Origin of the sequence: Thiocapsa rosea (genome assembly GCF_003634315.1) — a bacterium.
Lineage (GTDB): Bacteria > Pseudomonadota > Gammaproteobacteria > Chromatiales > Chromatiaceae > Thiocapsa > Thiocapsa rosea.
The window spans coordinates 3,688,153-3,707,834 of record NZ_RBXL01000001.1; the positions used below are offsets into that span (position 1 = coordinate 3,688,153).

The window sequence follows — 19,682 nt, forward strand, 5'->3', positions numbered from 1 at the left end:
CGCCGCAGGCACGGCCGCTTAGTCCGCCAACGCGTTCAATTCGTCGACCATGCCGCGTGTCACCGATTCCGACAAGCGTGGTGTGGGCAGATGTGCCCGGGCCATCAACAAGAATAAGTCTTCCTCGCTGTCGATGCCGAGCGCCTCCATCGTTTCCCGGTCGTCGCGGCGGCCCAAGGAAAAATCGAGCAGGACGAGGAAATTTTGGTTTCCCGCTTCCTCGGCTGCGTCGAATGTCTCGACCAAATAACGCAGCTCGGCGTTAAATAGCGCATTGACCGATGTCTCTGCCTTCGCGGCAAGCACCTTAGCCCGCTTGAGCAGATCGCGGTCGATCGCGGCTGTAAAGTTGACATTAGCCATAGGTTGTTTCCTGATCCGAGCGCGGAACACGGGAACCAGTGTTGCACTGGATCCCGTGCTCGTCAACAACAACCGAGAATGCTGTCGCACCGAAGTCCGCCGAGCACGGAGCAGGAAGACACACCCCGAACCGCAGGAGATTGAGCCCGGTGCTTGCTCCACGTTTGATGGAAGCGGCATGGGTTTGGTTTGAAGATGGATAATCAATCCATCCCCTTGTCTTTTCTCTGCTCGGAAAAGGCAAAAGTCATGACCCCGATCACCTGACCCCGATCACCCCGAGTCAAGACCCGACCCCGACCCCGAGGTTCCCTAGCTATTCGCCTTGTCGATCCGCCTCCCCGGCCAGGCGCAAGACCTCTTCGACCAGCGTATCCGAGAGCCGATAGCCCTGTTGCGACAGCGCCGTCAACACCGACCGAACAGACTCAAGCAGACCCCGCTGCTTGGCGGCCAGCAGCGCGCCGGCCAGTCCGACGACCGGGATTCCGCGGCGCCGGGCAATCTGTCGTCCGCGGCGCTCATCGATCAGTAAGAAGCGACATCGCATTTCCTGCGCCAACACAATGGCCGCTGACTCCCCGGGGTCGAGCAAGAGACCGAGATTGGCGATGTCCGCGTCACAGTCTCGCGGAAGGGGCCGCGGCTCGATAACACCCTCGGCGAGCGCGGCCGACAAAACCCGCGCTCCGGGCCGATCGGACTCCACGCACAGCTCGGCAAGCACGGTCTCGGGCACCAGCACGGATCCGTAGAGCGCAAACAGCAGCGACAAGCGCTCGATCCGGGCCAGGGCGATCAGCGGCCCGGCGTCGGCGACGACGATCCTGTTCATGGCGACCGGCGCATCAAGCCGCCGTCACAAGGCGACGCTCAACTCATCCACCAGCTCCTCGGCCGAATAATCCACGGCAGCTAAGCCGAGCGATCCCAGCAGATCGAGGAAACCATCCAGCGAGAGCCCCGCAACCTTGGCGGCCTGGGCGAGGGTGAGTTGACGGTTCTCGAATAGAGTCAGTGCCAAGGCGCGATGGACGCCGTGGTCGAGCAACCGTCGGTCGAACGGCACGGCGAGGATCGCAGGACGGCCATGTTTCGTGATGAGCGCGAGTTGTCCGAGCTCGGCGTCCCTCAGCAGATCGCCCGAGCGGGTACGTAGATCCCGAACCGAGAAGATATCGAGCGTTTCCATCAGTTGCCTCGCATGATTGTGCTCACGAAAAGTAGCACAAAAAAACCGTGGAGATCTGCGTATATAGATCCTCGCCAGCGCTAAGTGCCATGGCCGGGTAACGGCCGACTCCACCGCGTCAGGGTCTCGGATTCCAAGGGCACCACCGGACGTCGCGAACCTCCGATCCTCGCTCCTTACGAGCGATTCCGTGGTACGTCCCCTATTTGCTACGCCTATTTGCTACGATAAAGTCTCCGCGTCATCAGTCCACCGCCAAGCGGCATGATCGTCAAGCCAGATCGTCCCCCGGAGCGCGGAGCGAGAAGACGTCGACGCCAGCTCTGAATCCCGACTGGCTCCCCAAAAACGATCCCGCATCGGTGTACCATGCCCCGACTCGCACGGAGCGTACGCCCATGTCCACGTCCTCGGATCGACCGGATTTCGGCCGGACTATCTGGACTGTCAAAAGGAAAGACCACTGACCACTGACCCCTGACGAACCGCTGCGCGCACGCATTGCCGCCGCCGATGCCGACAACCTGCTGCACTGGTCCGAGCGCATCCTGGATACCAAAACGCTCGACGATGTGCTGCATTGATCCCGGTGCCTGAGCGACCGATGACCGAAACCCCGATTATGTCCGAGCGTTCCCGCGCTCCAGAGAGAGTCGAAACCCATGTCGAACCACAGTGGTAGTTACATGCTCAACGAGGTGCTGCGTTTGCTTGATCGTCATGGCGTTTTCGACATGCTCGGTCGAGAGCAGACCCAGATATTCGCTCAAGCCGTCATCAAAATCGGCCATCATTACGATTGTAACCCTGGTGAAATCCTTGAAGACATCGGGGAAAAAGTCGGACTCTGCTCCTACTGTGACGCTGCCGTCGATCAACTGATCGATGGTTTGTGCCTAAAATGTCACAAGGAAATCGGCTAGATGATGGGGATGAGGGCACTGTCCTGACCCGTCTGGTACAACTGGCGCTGCGCCACATCGTCGACCCGCGGGCCCAGTCAACCAACGACTGCGCGAACTGCTGAGTCTGATCGCCCAGGCGCTGGAGCAGCCGGCCGTGCTGGAGCTTCTGGAATCGCTGCTGCGCGACGATGTACAGGGCACCCGCCAGTTGGATGGGGACGCTGTTTGCGCGCTTGGAGGCGATCGCCGAGGCAGCGGATCTGTCTGAGCGCCTATGCGGACATCTGGCCAAGGCGAAGCGCCTGACTCACAGCCTCGTCGCCACGCTGACTTTCTTCTTCATGATGGTCAACACCCGGGTGCAGGCGCTGGACCTGGCACCGGCGATCGAGCAGGCGATGCTCGACGACCTGATCCCGGCGCTTTATCTGGAGCGCGTCGCCGCACGCAGCACCCGCGCCGAGCCCCGTCATCGACTCCGAGCACTGAGTGCGCAGCGTCTCGCCCCGCTGAGGCAGCCCTCGCACCCGATCCAGTCGCTGGATCCGCAGACCCGTCACCATCTCGAGCAGGTCGCCGGGGAGTGTGCCGATCTGTTCCAGCGCAGCAGCTCCTGTGTCGAGGGACGCAACGGCTTCCTCGCGCTCTATCAGCACGGGCATCACCGACTCAGTCCGCGCAAGCAGCAGGTCTTGACCGCCCTGCACAACTTTGCGATCAAGCGGCCCGACGGCACCACGGCCGCCGAGCGCTTCTTCGCTCAGCCCCACCCATCCTTGTTCGAGCAGGTGCTCGAGCGCATGCCCTGGCCTGCCCGACCGGCCCGAGGACGACCGCGCCCGGCAAGGCAGCCGTACCTCGTCCCTGTGGCGGCTTAGCAACGGTGGACCAAACGATGATCAAGGCCGGGGCGGGCCATGCAGCAATGTCCTGATGATTTGACCCAAGGTCATCGAAGGCTACAAGAGACATGCCCCCGTTTTGCCATGCATTTCAGGGGAACTTCAGGAATTCGGATTCCGGGGGATTCAGGGTTTCAGGTGTTTGGCATCAGCCAGTTTTCGATCATGACCCTGGGATATCTGGCGAAATCTTTCGTGTTGTTGGTGATGAGTGTGACGTTGAGCGACTGTGCATGGGCGGCAATCAGCTTGTCGAGAGCGTCCTTCCGGCTATCGCGTGTCGCGAGTCTGACCGACGCATAGGCTCGGCCGGCTGCCGCATCGAAGGGTGCAACCGGGATGTCTTGAATCAGACTGTCCAGATAACCGCGTTCCTTTTGCGGATGGGCCGCTACCACGACGCCATATTCCAGCTCGGCGAAGGTGATCGCGGACATCACGACATCGCCGACATGACATTGGGCAAAGCGTTGGGCGACGATCTCGGGCTGATGCTTGATCAGATAGATACACATGTTGGTATCGAGCATGTAGCGCGGCATCAGAGGTGATCCCGATCGTCCTGTTCTTGCTCGCCGCGACCGTTCGCCATGAAGTCAGGAGAGAATTGGGCAAATTTGGTCAATACCCCTGCCAAAGACCGCCGTGCGGGGCGAATGCGCAGTTCGTCGCCGCATCTTTCGATCTCCAGTTCAACATCCATTCGCTCGAAAGCCAGCTCGGCGGGGATCCGCACGGCTTGCGAATGGCCATTTTTAAACGCTTTCGTGATGCGCATGAGCAGCTCGCGATCAAGGATGTACAGTGTATGTACTTTAGCATGGGAAACAGCAAACGCAAGGCGTTGGCGAGCGCCTCGACGCGGAGTACGGGAGTCGGCGGGGAGGGCGGGCAGGTCCTGACTTGTGCCCCCCGGTAGGCTCGGGTGGCTCTTAAGTCGCAGCGGTGCGGCCATAAGCCCAAGGACCTTGATCCGACCAAGTGTGCAATGGAAAACCTGATAAACATCTAGCCGACCCCGCCCGTGGGCCTACAGTTAAGGTAGAAGAAAACACCAGACCTGGAGACCCGGCAGGAGGAGTCGACGATGAAACTCTACGGCGGAATCGATCTGCATTCCAACAATAGCGTCGTGGCCCTTTTGGACGAAGAGGACCGCGTGGTGTATCGCAAGCGACTGGCGAACGACGCGGCGCTGGTGCTGGAAGCCTTGGCGCCGTATCGCGAAGCGATCACGGGACTGGTGGTGGAGTCGACCTACAACTGGTACTGGCTGGTCGATGCCTTGATGGACGCGGGGTATCGGGTGCACTTGGCCAATACCGCGGCGATCGTGCAGTACAGCGGGCTGAAGTACAGCGACGACGATTCCGACGCCGCCTGGCTGGCCAAGCTGCTGCGCCTGAAGCTGTTGGCGGAAGGCTATATCTACCCCAAGGAACAGCGCGCCGTGCGTGATCTGCTGCGACGGCGCAGTCGCCTGGTCCAGCAGCATACGGCCAACGTCCTGGCGGTGCAGAACCTGTTCTCGCGCAACCGCGGGCGCTCGCTGAGCGCCAATGCGATCCGACGCCTGACGCCCGGGAGGGTAGGCGAGCTGCTGCCCGATGCGAATCTGGCTCTGGCGGTCCAAAGCACCCTGCTGGCCATGCGTGGCCAAGAGGCGGCGATCGACCTGTTGGAGCACGAGGCCTGCGCGCAGGTCAAAAGCCGGCCCGAGTACCGGCATCTGCTCAGCACCAGCGGCATCGGTCAGGTGCTGGGGCTGACGATCCTGTTGGAGACCGGACCCATCGAGCGCTTTGCCCACGTCGGCAACTATGCCTCCTACAGCCGCCTCGTCGGCAGCGAGCGGCTCTCCAACGGCAAACGCAAGGGCCGGGGCAACACCAAGAGCGGCAACAAGTATCTGGCCTGGGCCTATCTGGAGGCGGCCAACTTCGCGGTGCGCTACAACCCCGCGATCAAGCGCTACGACCAGCGCAAGCGCGCCAAGACCAATGGCGTGGTCGCCATCAAGACGGTGGCCCACAAGCTGGCACGGGCCTGTTACTACATGCTGCGCGAGGGCACCGATTTCGATGTCGATCGGGCCTTCGCCTGAAGGACTATGGGCGATGCGCCGGTGAGCCAGGACACGGGGTTGGCGGACAGCCTCCAGATCTGATTGGCCGCCGGCACATCTCCCGCCCACATCCGTCAGGGAGCAACGAGCGTGACCGAGACGCCTCTGCCATCGAGCCAGCACGGGGTTGGACGGTGCCGACATGGCACCGAGCCAGCGATCTGTGATCCCGCGGCCCGGTGAGTGCGGGGCGGGGACGCCTGGATATTTAGGGATCCGCGCCCCCGCCCCGCACTCACCTCCGTGGTCCACGTGGACCTTGGTGGGGCACCGACGATTTTCTGGGGCTCCAATGAGCCAGGGGCCGGGTGTCTACTCCCGACGGAGCAGTCCCATCGCCTTGATCCAGAAGGGTGACTGGCGCGGATCGGAGTGAATCCGCGACCTTTCAACGAGAACCGCGGGCGCGTTGGCGGTACCGATGTCGCACTTCCTGACCGACACAAGCGTGCCTGGGTGCGAGAAAAGAGGTCGTGCCATTGATCGGGGTCAGCTAAATGGTGACCCCAAAGTTCACCGGCAAACTCAAGTCGTAGGGGTCTCACCATGACTCCGAAAATAGCTCGGAAAAGGCAAAAGTCAAGACCCCGTCGTCTTCCTCCTCCTTCCTCCACCGATGCCGTTTCAGCGGCCTTTTCAAAGGTGAAAGGGCTATTTGAGCCTGGCCCTTTTTCCTTCATCGCTGCGATCGTCCGCGCGCTCCGCCTGTGCCTGTACCGCCGTCAACCAGACCTCGCCGTCGGCATCATCGAGCAGGCATTCACCGAGCTGCTCAAGAGTCTCCGGCGCCCGAATCAGCGCCAACAGCACAGCGGCGCGCTCGGCGACCGCATCTCCGAAGCGCCGCCGAGCCAGGCGCTGCAGCAATGCACGTTCGGATTCCAGACCCCGCTCCATCCCCTTGCGCATGCCGATTCGCTCGGCCGTGGTCACGTATCGCATCTGCTCCGCCTCTTCGATGGCTTGAATGGCCCGATGGTAGTCGTCCTCCAACGGCTCGGGCAATGTCATCACCCAGTCGATGAAGGCATACAGACTCAACACCTCGTCGCGGCTCAGACCGGAACGGTACAGACGCCGGGTTAGCCCGATCTTGCGATCCAGCCGCGCTGCCGGGTCGCGTTTGGTCGCGGTGGCGGCCAACTGCGCAAGGACGACCAGCGCGAACGGGTTGGCACTCGCCTCCAGCTCGGCCATGCGGGACTTGAAATCCAGCAGCTTCACGACCGGAAACACCAGCACCGCCTCGCAGCCCCAGAGGGCATGACGATAGCGCTTCGGGCGCCAGCCGTGCCGCTCATCGGCCAGGATCACCAAGGTCGCGACCGGACGATCGTAGCGGTCCATCAGACGCGAGTGGTAGGTGTAGAGCCGCCGCGCGAATGCCGGATCCGGCTCGCCCTGCACCTCGGTGTGGATCAAGACCCAAGCCTCCTCGCCGCCAGTGCGCCAGACCTTGACCAGCTTGTCGACATACCGTCGACCGACCACCGCACGGCGCGTGACCTTCTGCAGCTCCTTGTCGAGAAACTCGAAGCCCCTCGACCAGTCGATGTCGGCGGCGATCGCCGGGAAGAAGAACTCCAGAAATGGACGCTGCCAACGGTCGAGCAGATCCTTCCAGGGGGAATCATAATCGTCGCGATCGGCGGCAGGTGTGCGCATGGGCCTCTCCGTAGCCTGTTCGTGTCGTCGCGCATCTTACCGGATCGTACACGATAAAGTCTCCGCATCATCAGCCCAACGCCAAGCGGCATGATCGTCCCCGGAGCGCGCACCAACGCCGAGATCAAGGGCCAAGTGCTCACGCGTCTGGTCCAACTCGCCCTGCGCTGGATCTTCGACGATCAACCCATCGGGCGCCTGCGCACGCTGCTGGCGCTGATCGAGCAGGTGCAGGACAAGGACACCGCCGTCGCGATCCTGGAATCCCTGTTGCGCTACTATGTCCAAGGCACGCAGCGCATCGAAGAACACGACGTACGGGAACTGCTCCAACAGTCAACCAGCACCGGAGACCCCATCATGCAAACCTTCATCGACCGTTACATTGAACAGGGCGTGCATCAGGGCGTGCAGCAAGGCGGCGCAGCCATGCTCCTGCGCCTCATCGAACGCCGCTTCGGCCCGCCCAGTGAGCAGGTGCGCGAACGCGTCACCCGGGCCGACCCGAACACGCTGCTGCAATGGTCCGATCGGATACTCGATGCCAACAGTCTTGATGAGGTGCTGCACTGATGGCGTCGATGTTGGACCCTGATGCCCACAACCCACCGCCAGAACAGCCATGACCACCACGATCACTTTTGACTTCGATGCCTCGGCCTTCGGCGCGTTGCGCCTCGCGCCCGGGGAGTTTGCACGCGAGATGCGCATCGCCGCGGCGGTTCAGTGGTACGCCGAAGGCGTCGTTTCGCAGGGAAAAGCGGCTGAGCTGGCCGATCTGACGCGCGCCGAGCTCTTGGAAGAGCTCCACCGCCGCAAGGTCCCGGCGTGCCAAGTCACGGCCGATGAGCTTGCGGCCGAGATCCATGGCGGATAGACGCTGGTTCGTCAATGCCTCGCCGCTGATCTTGCTCGGCAAGGTCGAGCAGATCGAACTGCTCAGAGCCATGGCAGGGCAGATCGCCGTGCCCGGCGCCGTCATCCAAGAGGTCAGCGCCAAACCAGATGGAGCGCGTACGATTCAGATCCTGGGCGCACTCGAGCCTGCCATCATCGTGGATGACGAAGTCCCGCCGGCCAATATTCTGAGCTGGGATCTCGGCGCGGGCGAAACCCAAGTCATCAGCTATGCGGTTGCGCATGCCGCAGATCGGGTCGTGATCGACGACTTGGCGGCCAGACGCTGCGCGAAGGCGATGGGGCTCGCGATCATTGGAACCTTGGGCATCATCGGTCGCGCGAAGGTTGCAGGACTGATCGATTGCGCTGGGCCCGTCATCCAGCGACTGCGGGAAACCGGACTCTACGCGTCCGACGAGATTGTGCAGCGACTCTTGCGCGAGGTTGGCGAGGTTGGTGAGTCGCTGGAAATCAGCCGAGATTGCTGAAATTCACACGTATCCTGATCAGACCCGGCCATGAAAGACCCCGAGACCGCAGACGACACCCTCGACTGGCTCGATATTGATCCGTGTTACGAAGCGCTGGGTTCTACGGCCTCTGAGAGAGCCGCGCGTTATCGGGAGTTCGTGCGCGGCGCGATTCCGCAAGGGGAGTGGACGCTGATCCGCGAGGCTGTGCAACGTGGACAACTCACCGGAGGGCACCGGTTCGCCGATCAAGTGGAGGCCATCCTCAGCCGGCGAATCGAGAATCGTAGACGCGGACGACCTTGCAAGCCGGTTGGTCCTGGCGAGGTGGCCGGAAAATAAATCTGTCCCCTTTTCCCCCATAACATACGCAATTTGCGTATAATGAAGCAATGAAGCTCGTGTTTTTCGAAACCCCGCTGTTTTCTCGCCTGCTCCCGGACTACCTGAGCGACGAGGGTTACCGGGAGTTGCAACGGACCCTCTTGGAGAACCCCGAGCTCGGCGACGTGATGCCTGGCACAGGTGGGTTCCGCAAGGTACGGTGGGAGGACGCTCGCCGTAGGAAGGGCAAGCGGGGTGGTCTGAGGGTGATCTACTACTCCCTCACGGCCGATCACCAGATCTGGTTCTTCACCCTTTATGGGAAGGACGAAGCGGCGGATCTGACGGCCGAAGAAAAGAACTTACTGAAGAAAGCGATCCAGGCCGAGCTAACGGCCAGGAGGAAAAGCTGATGACGCGCAAACGTAAGCTATTCGATGAGTTGATGGATGGAGTCGAATCCATGCAGCAGCAGCGCACCGGCAAGGTGACGCTGCGTTCGCACGAGGTGGAGGACCTACCGCCATTGGTGGTCGATGCCGAACTGATCCGGCAGACGCGAGAACAGATGCATGTCTCTAGGGCTGTGTTTGCCCGCCGTTTGCGCGTTTCTACCCGCACCCTGGAGAACTGGGAGCAGGGCCGCGCTAGGCCGAATGCTCAGGCGGCCGCGCTGATCCTGATGGTGCGAAAGTTCCCGGATACCTTGGACAAACTTCGCGAGCTGGGACAGATCGCGGCGTGATGGTTGGTGTCCCCGTTGTGGGTCTACAGGCGGACGACGACCTCAAGGAGGCTTGCAAGCGCCTGGGCGAGCGTCTGGATCGGGACGTCAGGCCGCGGGCGGCTTGCACGGCCCTTTGAGGGTCGCCCGCCTGGCGGGTGATGGCGCTCGTGACACTCTGGACTGTCACGAGGACAGAATTGACCCCAGCATCGGGGTCTGGGCATGGCTTTAAAGGTAGCTCTGAAAAGGCAAAAGTCAAGACCTGACCCTAGGCCTCTGACCCTAGGCCTTGACGACCTTCATGAGAATCTTTCAACAAGCCACTCGCCGAATGTGCCACACTATCAGTAGTTGCAGCACATCGGGAACGAACGCCATGAAAGAACTGAATGTCAGAGAAATGCGGGCAGTGATCGGTCAGCTCGACAAGTTGGTGGAGGAGGCCGGCGAGATCGTCGTGAGTCGCCGCGGGAGCCCTATCGCCCGCATCCTGCCAATTGCCGGAAAGCGGCGGCGGCCGGACCACGCCGACTTGCGCGCCCGTACCCGGCGGCTGTCGACCTCCTCGGCAGTGCTGATCCGCGCCGAACGCGATGAGCGCGGATGATCGCGTCTACCTGGATACCAGCGCCCTGGCAAAGTGGTATCTCAGCGAACCGGGTTCCGAGGTCTTTGCCGAATACCTGCAGGGTGTCGATGTTGCCATCATCAGCCGGCTCACCCACACCGAGATGCGCTCGCTGCTGAGCCGTCGCCGGCGCATGGGCGAGCTGAGCGCCGAGCTCGAATCCGTCCTCTATGCCGCGTTCCTGGACGATATCGCTCGGGGCTGGCTGCAGGATCACCCTGTGAACGACGTCTGCTTCGACCAGGCCGTGAACTTGATCACCCGTTATCCCGAGCACCCGCTGCGCACACTCGACGCGCTGCACTTGGCGCTGGCCGGTCATCTGGCTGTGGAGACACTGGCCACCGCGGATTGTGTGATGGCCGAAGCCGCCTCGGCGATGGGCCTGACGGTGAGGCAATTTTAGATCGACGCAGAAGTCCCCTTTTTCCCATGTTTCCTTCTTCCGTCCCCTTTCTTCTTCCAAACCAAAAGACCGCCGAAGCGGTCTTTTTCAATAGGGGCTCAGATTCAGGGTTGATCCTTCATCCTTAACTTACGATTTCCTGGAAAATAAATCTGTCCCTTTTTGTGCTAGCCAGGGGCCGGGTGTCTACTCCCGACGGAGCAGCCCCATCGCCTTGATCCAGAAGGGTGACTGGCGCGGATCGGAGTCAATCCGCGACCTTTCAGCGAGAACCGCGGGCGCGTTGGCGGTACCGATGTCGCACTTCCCGACCGACACAAGCGTGCCTGGGTGCGAGAAAAGAGGTCGTGCCATTGATCGGGGTCAGCTAAATGGTGACCCCGATGTTTTGGGCGTGGGCATGGGCATGGGCCTCTCCGAGGCGTGTTCGTCTCGTCGAATGTTACCTCGGAGTACACGAGCTGGCATAGGTGGCGGGTCAGGTTCTGACGCATGCCTCGCCGCTACGCTCGGGTGCATCTCACGTTGCAGCGGCCTGGCCATAAGCCATAAGAGAGCTCGGAAAAGACCCAAGTCACAACCTGACCCCGACGACCCACGCATACCACGCCGGTATGCTCGGGTGAATCTCAAGTCGGTGGATGCCGACAGGTCGCGGGCAGCCATTCCAATCTTAGCGGTTGGACATCACGTGGTCCGCAAAGCCAGGTCACAACGCCACCGCTCGGTCCACCATGCCCTTCGAGGCGCAACTGACTGTTCGCATCGCCGCCGATGCCGTTGTAGACGGAGCGCCGCAGCTGCACCTCCATCCGGGTCTTCGGGCAGCCAGCTTTGCGATTGCAGGCTCCGACTCCGTGGACCGCCAGAACGCGAATGCTGGGATGTTTGTCTTCCGGAGAGATCTTGAACTGCTTGCGCTCGTCAGTGCCGACATCTGCATCCGGACCGACCGGGAAGCGCCCATGGTCGGAATAGAAAAGGCTTAAATCTGTCTTAACCTTGCCGACCTCGAGGAGAACCTCGGAGACCTTCGCGCGAATCGCATAATCCCGGTACGCAGGCACCGCGACAGCGGCGAGGATCCCGATGATCGCCACGACGATCATGAGCTCGATCAGGTTGAATCCCTGCTGATGTGGTTGCAAGGTCGATCTCCTTGTCTGGTTTGGATACTGTCGATTCAATAGCAAATTTCAGGCCAATCCAGAATGCGTGCGCCATGACCGAGGACAGATCGTGTCTTCTGCGACTCCTGCTACACTGGCGCCTGAACCCATCCGAAGCAGGACCGGAGCATGCCGAGAATCGGTCGCGTGGTGCTTCCGAACTATCCGCATCACGTGGTGCAGCGCGGCCACAACAAGCAGGTGGTGTTTGTCGAAGAAGCGGATTATCGGTACTACCTCAACACCCTGGAGGCGTTCAAGGCCCTCTACGACGTTCAGGTTTACGCGTTCTGTTTGATGACAAACCACGTTCACTTGATCCTGCAGCCCGGCGAGGCGATCGCCGGTCTCGGGCAACTCATGAAACGCCTGGCGGGGCGGCAGACGCGCTTCGTCAACCGTCAGGACGCACGGTCGGGAACCCTCTGGGAAGGACGCTACAAATCCAGCCCGATCGAGACCGATGCCTATTTGCTGGCCTGTTGCCGATACGTCGAGCTCAACCCGGTGCGCGCCCGCATGACCGATGCGCCGGCGTCTTATCCCTGGTCGAGTTATCGCCGACACGTCGGCGCAGACGACACCCTCGACTGGCTCGATATCGATCCGTGTTACGAAGCGCTGGGCTCTACGGCCTCCGAGCGAGCCGCGCGTTATCGGGAGTTCGCGCGCGGCGCGATTCCGCAAGGGGAGTGGACGCTGATCCGCGAGGCTGTGCAACGTGGACAACTCACCGGAGGACAACGGTTCGCGGATCAAGTGGAGGCCATCCTCAGCCGGCGAATCGAGAATCGTAGACGCGGACGACCTTGCAAGCCGGTTGGTCCTGGCGAGGTGGGCGGAAAATAAATCTGTCCCTTTTTTGCCCTCTCCCACGGCTCAAGCTGCCTCGCGCGGCTCGACCTCGCGTTCGATCACGTCGCGTAACCTCAGTTCCGCGGTCTTCAGATCGAAACAGGCCTGAAGATTCAGCCACGATTGCGCATCACCGCCGAAGTAGCGCGCGAGCCGCAAAGCAGTATCGGGAGTGATCGCGCGCCGTTCCTTGACGATCTCATGCAGACGGGTAGCCGGCACGCGCAAAGCGTGCGCCAAGGCGTTGACGCTCATCCCCAGTGGTATCAGAAAGTCCTCGCGCAGAATCTCACCCGGATGCACTGGCCTGAGGCCATTGATGGGAATCATTCGATCACCTCCTCAGTGGTAGTCCACGATCTCGACTTCGTAAGCATCGCCATCGCGCCAAATGAAGCACAGGCGCCATTGGCCATTGATACGTATGCTGTGCTGTCCCGTGCGATCTCCGCTCAAGGCTTCCAAACGGTTGCCTGGTGGGCTGCGCAGAAACTCGAGGGTTATGGCGGCGTGAAGTTGCGTCAGTTTGCGCTCCGCAACACGTTGGAAAGCGCGAAAGTGTTGCGGGCTTTGGCCGGCGAACAGCTTGGCGGTGTCCTTGCAGCGAAACGATTTGATCATGCAAGTAGAATATTACGTTAAGCGTAATACGTCAATCATAAGGAAGGCAGTCTGTCCCGGGCTTACCCGTCTCGACAAGGGTGCGCTGTTCCGGCTTGAGGCGAGCCGCGGATCGCGGCCGCGATGGGCATCGTGCGCGCTCTGATCGTCTGGCTCCAGGCACCCGCGCAGCTCGGATTGCAGACGCGCGTCGTCAACCGTCAGGACTCACCTTCGGGAACACTCCGGGAAGGGCGCTACGAAGTTCAATCGATCCCCTTTTTTCCTCTATTTCAACGCAAAAGAAAAGACCGCCGAAGCGGTCTTAATCTCACAGGGGGCAGATTCAGGCTTGTTCAGTCATCCTTAACTTACGATCTCCTGGAAAATAAATCTGTCCCCTTTTTTCCGGACTAAATCGTGGTCTGTCCCCGTTTATCCCTAGATGCCTTTGGCATCGCGCTGAAGATGCGCATTGCCCAGCAGCCGGTCGGCCCGCTTGATGCGGTGTCGCAAATCCAACCCGCCGCGGAAGCGTCGGCCGATCTCGGTCAGCGTCAGCCGCGGACCACTGACGGTTGCGGCGACGGCTTCGAGCAACACGGCCAAGCGCCGACGGTGAATGCCGGCCAGCAGTGGGGCAACACAACGCTGTAGAATCGTCAGGGCATGCATGGGGGGGCCTCCGCAGGTTTGGTCGCCCGTTGTGGACCATCAAACCCCATGCATGTTCCATTCTAACTTACATATGCGAAAATAAACGATTGTATTATAAGATTTTTTAGTGGGGATACCTCAGAATCTGTCCCCTTTTTTTCCTCTTTTTCAACGCAAAAGAAAAGACCGCCGAAGCGGTCTTTATCTCACAGGGGCAGATTCAGGCTTGTTCCGTCATCCTTAACTTACGATCTCCTGGAAAATAAATCTGTCCCCTTTCTTCCTCTTTTCTAACTCTTTGCTTTAGTTGGGCAAGAACTAGGTGCGCACTTGGCGGTGGTTGAGCAATCCCAAACAAGTGGTTGAGCCACGCCGCCTGCGTCGCTTGGTGCCAGTGTCACAGTCGCTTCTGAAGCACAAGAAGCTACACCATCTTTCTGCATCTTAACCTCGATGATTCCATTGGTGACTGAGACCGCGTCTGCATACTTCCCTACATCTTTTTCAACTGCTGCTGGGATACCATTTGAGTCGCTATTAAGGCCTGTCAAGTTTCCAGTCAAACTGTAAGCTTCAGCTACACTCGTTTTCAAACCACCGGCTAAGCTCATTCCCTCACTCAACTGAGCACGCCCCGTATAATCCTGATAAGCCGGCAAAGCAATCGCCGCCAAAATACCAATGATCGCCACGACGATCATCAGCTCGATAAGTGTAAAACCGGATTGCTGCTTTTTCATGTTTGTACTCTCGTTGCTGTGTGATGACCCGGGCGATCCCGGCGGTTGGGTACTGCCAGTGTTCTAGCGTCGCATCCCTGGGTGTCCCGACCCAGATACAGCATCATTCGGGCCAGCAACCGACATCCGCCGCAGCCATACGGACCGCGCTGAGACGCCGCGCACGGGACTAAAGGAAATCCTCCTCGCACGCCGTGACGCCCATCACGCTTTCACGGATCGGCACCTCGGCCCAAGACGTTGAAATCCCTACGTCGGCAAGGTATTTCCGCAATCTCCACGCAAAACCCTACCGATCGACAGCCGATTGCCCGTCGAATAAGGATCGCGCGTGATCCGCCCGGCACGGCTCGTCGGATCGCCCGGACGCGACAACACCGCCTTCGGCTCGGACCCAGCGTGTCAAAAGGTGACGAAACGGGGCAGGTTCGGGGTGCCCATTCCGGTCGCTCGGGCGGATCGGGGGATCGGATGAAGACGGCCGGCTTGCGGATCGCGCTGTGGGTCGGACTTGAGTCCGACTCTGCTGTGCTGCTGCTCTCGGCAGGATTGTCGGGCTGAAGCCCGACCCACATAGGGCGCGCCCCGGCTCGGACAGGGCCTCAGCGGTCGGTCTGCTGCTGCAGGAGCGCCTTGAGGCGTGCGACCTCGGCGAGTGCGGCTTCCTTGTCTTGGAGGGCGGCTTCCTTGGCTTGGCGCTCGGCTTCCGTGGCTGCGCGTGCCTCGTCCAGCGCGCGCTGGATGGAGCGTTGCACGCGCAGCGCCTCCTGTCGGGACTGATAGCGATGGTAGTCGCGCTCTTTCTCGGAAAAGCGGCTTAAGATGCTCATGGCCTGCCTCATGATGGGATGCTGCATCCACTCGGGGAGATGCTCGGGATCGAGGTGTTCACCGTCCTTGAGGAATTTTAGCCAACGTTCGGCGTCTGTTTCGACCCGCGCGAGCTGGAATTTGCTCAACTCGAAGAGCCGGATGGCGCCGTGGTCGACGAGCCGGCGCCCCAGGTCGTCGCGCAGACAGTAGCGGTGAGCATACTCCGGTCGCTCGACAAAGAGGGTCTGGTCGAGGATCCAGATCGTATAGGTCGGCCGGAGCGCGTCGTAGTCCTGCCCGCTGTGCAGTTGCTGGCTGTAGAGATCGGCCCAGGCATAGAGGATGCGCGGGGCCAGGTAGCGGGGGAAGACCAGGAGCTGGATCTCGACCTGAAAGATCCGCCGGGCCGTGTCGCGGGCCAGCAATTCTAAATTTGCCGCCGTTGTCCGGGCGATCGACGCTTGGGCGGCGGCCTCGCGGGCTGCAGGGCCTCCAGCATGAAGTCGAAGAGGTGATCCCAGGAGGTAAAGGGCATGTACAAGGTGAGCGCGCGCAGATGTTCGAAGAAGGTGCGCCGCGAGGGCAGGTTCCGGCGGATTGCGCGATAGCGTTGGTCGAGCAGATCGAGCACGCTGTGGGTGAGGAAGGCCAGCAGCATCAGGCTTGCCAGCAGCGAGGACAGGTGCTGTTTGCCGTGGCTGTAGTTGTGCTCGAAGTTGTAGCCCTTGGTCTTGAGGGTATTGTTGTTCTCGTTCTCGATCTTCCAGCGGCTGCGCCCGTCGGCGACGAGTTCGACGACGTTCTCCCGGGTGACCGGCACGGAGCTGGCCCAGGCGTTGCGGTAGAGCACATTGCCCGCGGCATCGGTGGTCGTCAGCTCGCACCAACCGACCTTCAGGGCATCATCACCGTCGCGCAGCGGCAGATCATTGAGCCAGCGATAGGTCTCGGTGAGGCGCTGCTTGCCCGTCCAGCATGTGTTCACCAGGGTCGGCACCGCGCCGATGCGCTCGAAGTCCGCAACCCATTCATACAGCAGCGTGTGCGACGGTGGCAGGCAGACGAACAAAAACGCACAGCCCAGCGCGAGCACCTGCTCGCAGAACGGCTGATGACAGTACAGATCGTCGCCCAGCATTGTGGTGCGCCACGGCGCGATACGCGCACCCCACTGCAGCAGCCACCGCGTTGCAGCATTGAGCTCGCAGTCCTGCTTGGCCTGCCCGTCTTGCGGGCGCACGAATGCCGGTGGCAAGGTAAAGACCTGCGCTTGCCCCGGGGCGACGATCACCGGTGTGACGGCAACATGGTAATTCTGAGTCTTGCCGTTACTCAGCGTGCGCGTCGAGCAGTGCTCGCAGTGGATCGACTCGGAACAGTGGTACTGAGTCCCGTCGAGCGCAATCAGCAGGCGTGCGTCGACGCCGCGGTGCGATGCCAAGGCGCCGTGCCGATGCAGCGCCTCGATGAGTTCGAAGAACACCGGCGCGAGATGATCCGCCGAGACCGGGTCGAGCAGATTGCCGATCTGCTGCGTGCTCGGGATCTGATGCACGCCGAACAGCGAGCTGGCGTTGTTCTCCCCGTGCTCTTTCTGCATGCGCCGCTGGTAATCCAGAAACGACGGACTCTGCAGGAAAAATGCGTATTCCGGCGAAAGTGGCCACCCGGTCCGAAGGAAAGTGGCCACTGGTTCTGATTCAATCCAGCCAGTCAGTCCGAAGGAAAGCGGCCGGTCCGAAGCGGCCCCGCGACACGGGATGGGTGTAGTTACGCGAGGGCGGGATCGTCTGTCAACCCGGTGGAGTGTTTGCGCATCGAGTCTCCGGTCAAATTGATCTTGTAGGCGCAGTGCACGAGGCGATCGAGGATGGCGTCGGCGAGGGTCGGATCGCCGAGGTAGTCATGCCAAAGGGCGACCGGGAGTTGGCTGGTGACCAGGGTGGCGCGCGTCTTGAAGCGGTCGTCGAGGATTTCGAGCAGATCGCGCCGCTGCTCGTCGTTCAAAGGGGCCAATCCCCAGTCATCCAGGACCAGCAGCTCAGTGCGCGCCAGTTCGGCGAGCAGCTTGGTGTAGCGGCCCTCGGCGCGGGCCATCGCCAGATCCTGCAGCAGCCGGGGCAGGCGCAGATAGCGCACGGTGAAGCCGTCGCGGCAGGCCTTGTGGGCCAGTGCGCACGCGATCCACGTTTTTCCGACGCCGGTCGGCCCGGTGAGGATGACGTTGAGGTGCTCGCCGATCCACTGACCGGTCGCCAGGCGGCTCATCAGGGCTTTGTCCAGGCCGCGGTGCGTGCGGTAGTCGAGATCTTCGATGGCGGCCGGCTCACGCAGCTTGGCCTGTTTCAGCCGGGTCTTGAGGCGTCGATTCTCGCGCGTGCTCAGCTCGCGATCGAGCAGCAGGCCGAGGCGCTCCTCGAAGCTCAGGGTTTGAATCTCCGGCATCTCGAGTTGTTCCTGCAGAGCCTTGAGCATGCCGTCGAGGCGCAGTTGCGCGAGGGTCTCCAGGGTGGGGTGAAGCAACATGGCGCTGGTCTCCGTAACGGGTGAGGACCCCGTCGTTCGACGGGGTCATGGTGACGGTTAGTGGTAGTAGTCGGCGCCGCGCAGATTGGCGTGATCCAGCGGCAAACTCTGCTGATCGGGGGTCGGCAAGGGCCGCTGATCAAGCCCTTTCTCCAGGATCGTGGCGAGGCTTTTGTAGCTGACGGTGCCGAGGGTGAGCGCGCGTGCACAGGCCGCCTCCAGGCGGGCCTCGCTGTAGGCCGTGCTCAGGCGCAGCACCCCGAAACAGGCATTGAAGGCCTGTTGTGGATGGCGCCGCGCGCCGAGCAGTTGCGTGGTGACGGCAGCGGTGGCCGGGCCGATGGTGTGCGCCCAGCGCTGCAGGCGTTCCGGGGTCCACTCCAGGGCGCGTTGATGGCGCTCCGGCATGTGGTCGGTCACCGTGGTATAGCCGCCCCGACGGGCGCTGCGGACATGGCTGGCGACCCGCTGGCCTTGGTGCATGACCTCCACTGTGGTGGTGGTCATGCGCACGTCGACCTGGCGCTTGACCAGGGCGTGCGGGACCGAATAGTGGTGCCCGTCGACCTCGATGTGAATGTTCGGCGCCACCCGTGCCTTGCGCCATTCGGCGTACTCGTAGGGAGTTGCCGGCAGCGCGCGCAGGGCCGGGCGATCGATCGCCTCGAATTGGCTCAGGCGCGAGCCGTCGAGCTTTTTGAAGGGACGGGTATTGAGCGCCTGCAGGTGGGTGGCAATGACCCCGTTGAGCTCGGCAAGGGAGAAGAACTCCTGATGGCGCAGGCGCGCCAGGATCCAACGTTCGACCAACAGCACGCCGCCCTCGGCCTTGGCCTTATCCCGAGGTTTGCGCACCCGTGCCGGGATCACCGCCAGCCCGTAATGGGCGGCGAAATCCTGGTAGGTCGGATTCAGATCCGGCTCGTAACGGTGGGCCTTGCTGACGGCGCTTTTCAGATTGTCGGGAACGATGATGTCCGGGCAACCGCCGAGAAAGTTCAGCGCGCGCACCTGCGCGCCGATCCAGTCGGGGAGCGTCTGCGTCCAGGTCGCCTCGGCATAGGTGTAGTTGGAGGCCCCGAGCACCGCCACGAAGATCTGCGCGGTGCGGATCTCCCCGCTGTCGGGGTCGATCACCGCCGCCGTCTGCCCGGCGTAGTCGACGAAGAGCTTCTCCCCGGCCCGATGGGTTTGGCGCATGACCACATCCACCCGACCCTTCCAGACGCTGTAGCGGGCGCAGAATTGGCTGTAGGAATAGCCCTCGGGATGGCGCTCGCGGTACTCCTGCCAGAGCAGGAACAGCGTGACGCCTTTGCGCCGCAGCTCCCGGTGAACGACATCGAAGTCGGGCTCGACCAGCCCGCGCTCGGCGGGGCGCCCGCCCGGCTTGAACAGCCGCCGCTCCAACTCGCCCGCACTCAGACCCTCGGGCAACGGCCAGGACAGCCCTGCCGCCTCGGCCCGATCCAAGTACTCCGACACCGTTGTTCGCCCGATACCGAGCGCACGGGCGATCTCCCGCACCGACCGCCCGGAACCCCATTTCAACCGCAACACCTCTTCGACTTTTCGCATGGATAACCTCTGTCTTGGCATCTGAGCACCTCCTGAAAAGAGGAGGCACCCTACGCAGGGTTATCCCGTGTGGCGAGACCCCGGCCGGGGTGGCCGGATCAACCGGAATCGGTGGCCGGATTCAGCCGGAATCGGTG

The 19,682-nt window shown here is 61.7% G+C and carries 27 protein-coding genes; 12 read left to right on the forward strand and 15 right to left on the reverse strand.

Features of this window, described 5'->3' with window-relative positions:
• Positions 1 to 18: 18 nt before the first annotated feature.
• From BDD21_RS16555 to BDD21_RS16565, 3 genes are all read right to left on the reverse strand, one after another.
• Entirely contained in the window at positions 19 to 363 is a 345-nt protein-coding gene (locus BDD21_RS16555; RefSeq protein WP_120798079.1) for a hypothetical protein, read from the reverse strand.
• A 316-nt stretch (positions 364 to 679) separates the two neighbouring features.
• A complete protein-coding gene (locus tag BDD21_RS16560; RefSeq protein ID WP_120798080.1) occupies positions 680 to 1,198 on the reverse strand; it encodes a PIN domain-containing protein in 519 nt (172 codons plus the stop codon).
• Between the two features lie 24 nt (positions 1,199 to 1,222).
• A complete protein-coding gene (locus tag BDD21_RS16565; RefSeq protein ID WP_120798081.1) occupies positions 1,223 to 1,555 on the reverse strand; it encodes a DUF7317 family protein in 333 nt (110 codons plus the stop codon).
• Between the two features lie 662 nt (positions 1,556 to 2,217).
• On the opposite strand from BDD21_RS16565, the gene BDD21_RS16575 reads away from it, so the two are divergent.
• Together BDD21_RS16575 and BDD21_RS16580 are read left to right on the forward strand one after the other, a co-directional pair.
• The gene (locus BDD21_RS16575) at positions 2,218 to 2,478 is read left to right on the forward strand and encodes a hypothetical protein (RefSeq protein ID WP_120798082.1); all 261 of its coding nucleotides are present in this window, start codon (positions 2,218 to 2,220) and stop codon (positions 2,476 to 2,478) included.
• 170 nt (positions 2,479 to 2,648) lie between these two features.
• Complete coding sequence (locus BDD21_RS16580) at positions 2,649 to 3,338, forward strand: DUF6399 domain-containing protein (RefSeq protein WP_147431121.1); 690 nt, start codon at positions 2,649 to 2,651, stop codon at positions 3,336 to 3,338.
• A gap of 158 nt (positions 3,339 to 3,496) precedes the next feature.
• On the opposite strand, the gene BDD21_RS16585 is transcribed toward BDD21_RS16580, so the two are convergent.
• Entirely contained in the window at positions 3,497 to 3,904 is a 408-nt protein-coding gene (locus BDD21_RS16585; RefSeq protein WP_120798084.1) for a type II toxin-antitoxin system VapC family toxin, read from the reverse strand.
• Complete coding sequence (vapB, locus tag BDD21_RS16590; RefSeq protein WP_120798085.1) at positions 3,904 to 4,140, reverse strand: type II toxin-antitoxin system VapB family antitoxin; 237 nt, start codon at positions 4,138 to 4,140, stop codon at positions 3,904 to 3,906. The genes BDD21_RS16585 and vapB overlap by 1 nt, the downstream gene beginning before the upstream one ends.
• A 309-nt stretch (positions 4,141 to 4,449) precedes the next feature.
• Between vapB and BDD21_RS16595 the strand changes: the two genes are divergently transcribed.
• Complete coding sequence (locus tag BDD21_RS16595; RefSeq protein ID WP_120798086.1) at positions 4,450 to 5,466, forward strand: IS110 family RNA-guided transposase; 1,017 nt, start codon at positions 4,450 to 4,452, stop codon at positions 5,464 to 5,466.
• 672 nt (positions 5,467 to 6,138) lie between these two features.
• Here BDD21_RS16595 and BDD21_RS16600 read toward each other — a convergent pair.
• Complete coding sequence (locus BDD21_RS16600) at positions 6,139 to 7,152, reverse strand: RpnC/YadD family protein (protein ID WP_120798087.1); 1,014 nt, start codon at positions 7,150 to 7,152, stop codon at positions 6,139 to 6,141.
• A 90-nt stretch (positions 7,153 to 7,242) separates the two neighbouring features.
• Between BDD21_RS16600 and BDD21_RS16605 the strand changes: the two genes are divergently transcribed.
• The 8 genes from BDD21_RS16605 to BDD21_RS16640 all read left to right on the forward strand — a co-directional run bounded on the left by BDD21_RS16605 (position 7,243) and on the right by BDD21_RS16640 (position 10,607).
• Positions 7,243 to 7,725, forward strand: coding sequence for an RpnC/YadD family protein (locus BDD21_RS16605; RefSeq protein ID WP_245969654.1), 483 nt, complete (start codon positions 7,243 to 7,245; stop codon positions 7,723 to 7,725).
• A gap of 49 nt (positions 7,726 to 7,774) precedes the next feature.
• Positions 7,775 to 8,029: a UPF0175 family protein gene (locus BDD21_RS16610; RefSeq protein WP_120798088.1), complete on the forward strand. Its 255-nt coding sequence runs from the start codon at positions 7,775 to 7,777 to the stop codon at positions 8,027 to 8,029.
• Positions 8,019 to 8,540 carry a PIN domain-containing protein gene (locus tag BDD21_RS16615; protein WP_170164788.1) on the forward strand — a complete coding sequence of 174 codons (522 nt, stop codon included), beginning with the start codon at positions 8,019 to 8,021 and terminating at the stop codon, positions 8,538 to 8,540. Before BDD21_RS16610 ends, BDD21_RS16615 begins: the two co-directional genes overlap by 11 nt.
• 30 nt (positions 8,541 to 8,570) lie before the next feature.
• On the forward strand, positions 8,571 to 8,864 hold the full coding sequence (locus BDD21_RS16620; protein WP_211335081.1) for a hypothetical protein: 294 nt from the start codon (positions 8,571 to 8,573) through the stop codon (positions 8,862 to 8,864).
• A gap of 50 nt (positions 8,865 to 8,914) precedes the next feature.
• Positions 8,915 to 9,259: a type II toxin-antitoxin system RelE/ParE family toxin gene (locus BDD21_RS16625; protein WP_120798090.1), complete on the forward strand. Its 345-nt coding sequence runs from the start codon at positions 8,915 to 8,917 to the stop codon at positions 9,257 to 9,259.
• Complete coding sequence (locus BDD21_RS16630; protein ID WP_120798091.1) at positions 9,259 to 9,591, forward strand: helix-turn-helix domain-containing protein; 333 nt, start codon at positions 9,259 to 9,261, stop codon at positions 9,589 to 9,591. Before BDD21_RS16625 ends, BDD21_RS16630 begins: the two co-directional genes overlap by 1 nt.
• Before the next feature lie 358 nt (positions 9,592 to 9,949).
• Positions 9,950 to 10,180: a type II toxin-antitoxin system Phd/YefM family antitoxin gene (locus BDD21_RS16635; RefSeq protein WP_120798092.1), complete on the forward strand. Its 231-nt coding sequence runs from the start codon at positions 9,950 to 9,952 to the stop codon at positions 10,178 to 10,180.
• The gene (locus BDD21_RS16640) at positions 10,167 to 10,607 is read left to right on the forward strand and encodes a type II toxin-antitoxin system VapC family toxin (RefSeq protein ID WP_120798093.1); all 441 of its coding nucleotides are present in this window, start codon (positions 10,167 to 10,169) and stop codon (positions 10,605 to 10,607) included. The genes BDD21_RS16635 and BDD21_RS16640 overlap by 14 nt, the downstream gene beginning before the upstream one ends.
• A 629-nt stretch (positions 10,608 to 11,236) precedes the next feature.
• On the opposite strand, the gene BDD21_RS28715 is transcribed toward BDD21_RS16640, so the two are convergent.
• Positions 11,237 to 11,716, reverse strand: coding sequence for a pilin (locus BDD21_RS28715; protein ID WP_425470284.1), 480 nt, complete (start codon positions 11,714 to 11,716; stop codon positions 11,237 to 11,239).
• A gap of 189 nt (positions 11,717 to 11,905) precedes the next feature.
• Between BDD21_RS28715 and BDD21_RS16650 the strand changes: the two genes are divergently transcribed.
• Entirely contained in the window at positions 11,906 to 12,625 is a 720-nt protein-coding gene (locus BDD21_RS16650; protein ID WP_120798095.1) for a transposase, read from the forward strand.
• 30 nt (positions 12,626 to 12,655) lie between these two features.
• Here the strand turns inward: BDD21_RS16650 and BDD21_RS16655 are convergent, their stop codons facing one another.
• From BDD21_RS16655 to istA, 8 genes are all read right to left on the reverse strand, one after another.
• Positions 12,656 to 12,961, reverse strand: a complete 306-nt coding sequence (locus tag BDD21_RS16655; RefSeq protein WP_211335082.1) for a HigA family addiction module antitoxin — start codon at positions 12,959 to 12,961, stop codon at positions 12,656 to 12,658.
• Positions 12,962 to 12,973: 12 nt separating this feature from the next.
• Positions 12,974 to 13,252, reverse strand: coding sequence for a type II toxin-antitoxin system RelE/ParE family toxin (locus BDD21_RS16660; RefSeq protein ID WP_120798096.1), 279 nt, complete (start codon positions 13,250 to 13,252; stop codon positions 12,974 to 12,976).
• 420 nt (positions 13,253 to 13,672) lie between these two features.
• Positions 13,673 to 13,906: a hypothetical protein gene (locus tag BDD21_RS16665; protein WP_120798097.1), complete on the reverse strand. Its 234-nt coding sequence runs from the start codon at positions 13,904 to 13,906 to the stop codon at positions 13,673 to 13,675.
• A 272-nt stretch (positions 13,907 to 14,178) separates the two neighbouring features.
• Positions 14,179 to 14,628, reverse strand: coding sequence for a pilin (locus BDD21_RS16670; RefSeq protein WP_120798098.1), 450 nt, complete (start codon positions 14,626 to 14,628; stop codon positions 14,179 to 14,181).
• Positions 14,629 to 15,230: 602 nt separating this feature from the next.
• Positions 15,231 to 15,866 carry an Rpn family recombination-promoting nuclease/putative transposase gene (locus tag BDD21_RS16675; RefSeq protein WP_120798099.1) on the reverse strand — a complete coding sequence of 212 codons (636 nt, stop codon included), beginning with the start codon at positions 15,864 to 15,866 and terminating at the stop codon, positions 15,231 to 15,233.
• A gap of 2 nt (positions 15,867 to 15,868) precedes the next feature.
• On the reverse strand, positions 15,869 to 17,041 hold the full coding sequence (locus BDD21_RS16680) for an ISNCY family transposase (RefSeq protein WP_211335083.1): 1,173 nt from the start codon (positions 17,039 to 17,041) through the stop codon (positions 15,869 to 15,871).
• 170 nt (positions 17,042 to 17,211) lie between these two features.
• Positions 17,212 to 17,967, reverse strand: coding sequence for an IS21-like element helper ATPase IstB (istB, locus tag BDD21_RS16685; RefSeq protein WP_120795810.1), 756 nt, complete (start codon positions 17,965 to 17,967; stop codon positions 17,212 to 17,214).
• Positions 17,968 to 18,024: 57 nt separating this feature from the next.
• Positions 18,025 to 19,566 (reverse strand): IS21 family transposase, encoded by a 1,542-nt coding sequence (gene istA, locus BDD21_RS16690; RefSeq protein ID WP_120795811.1) that lies wholly within the window; start codon positions 19,564 to 19,566, stop codon positions 18,025 to 18,027.
• Positions 19,567 to 19,682 lie beyond the last annotated feature (116 nt).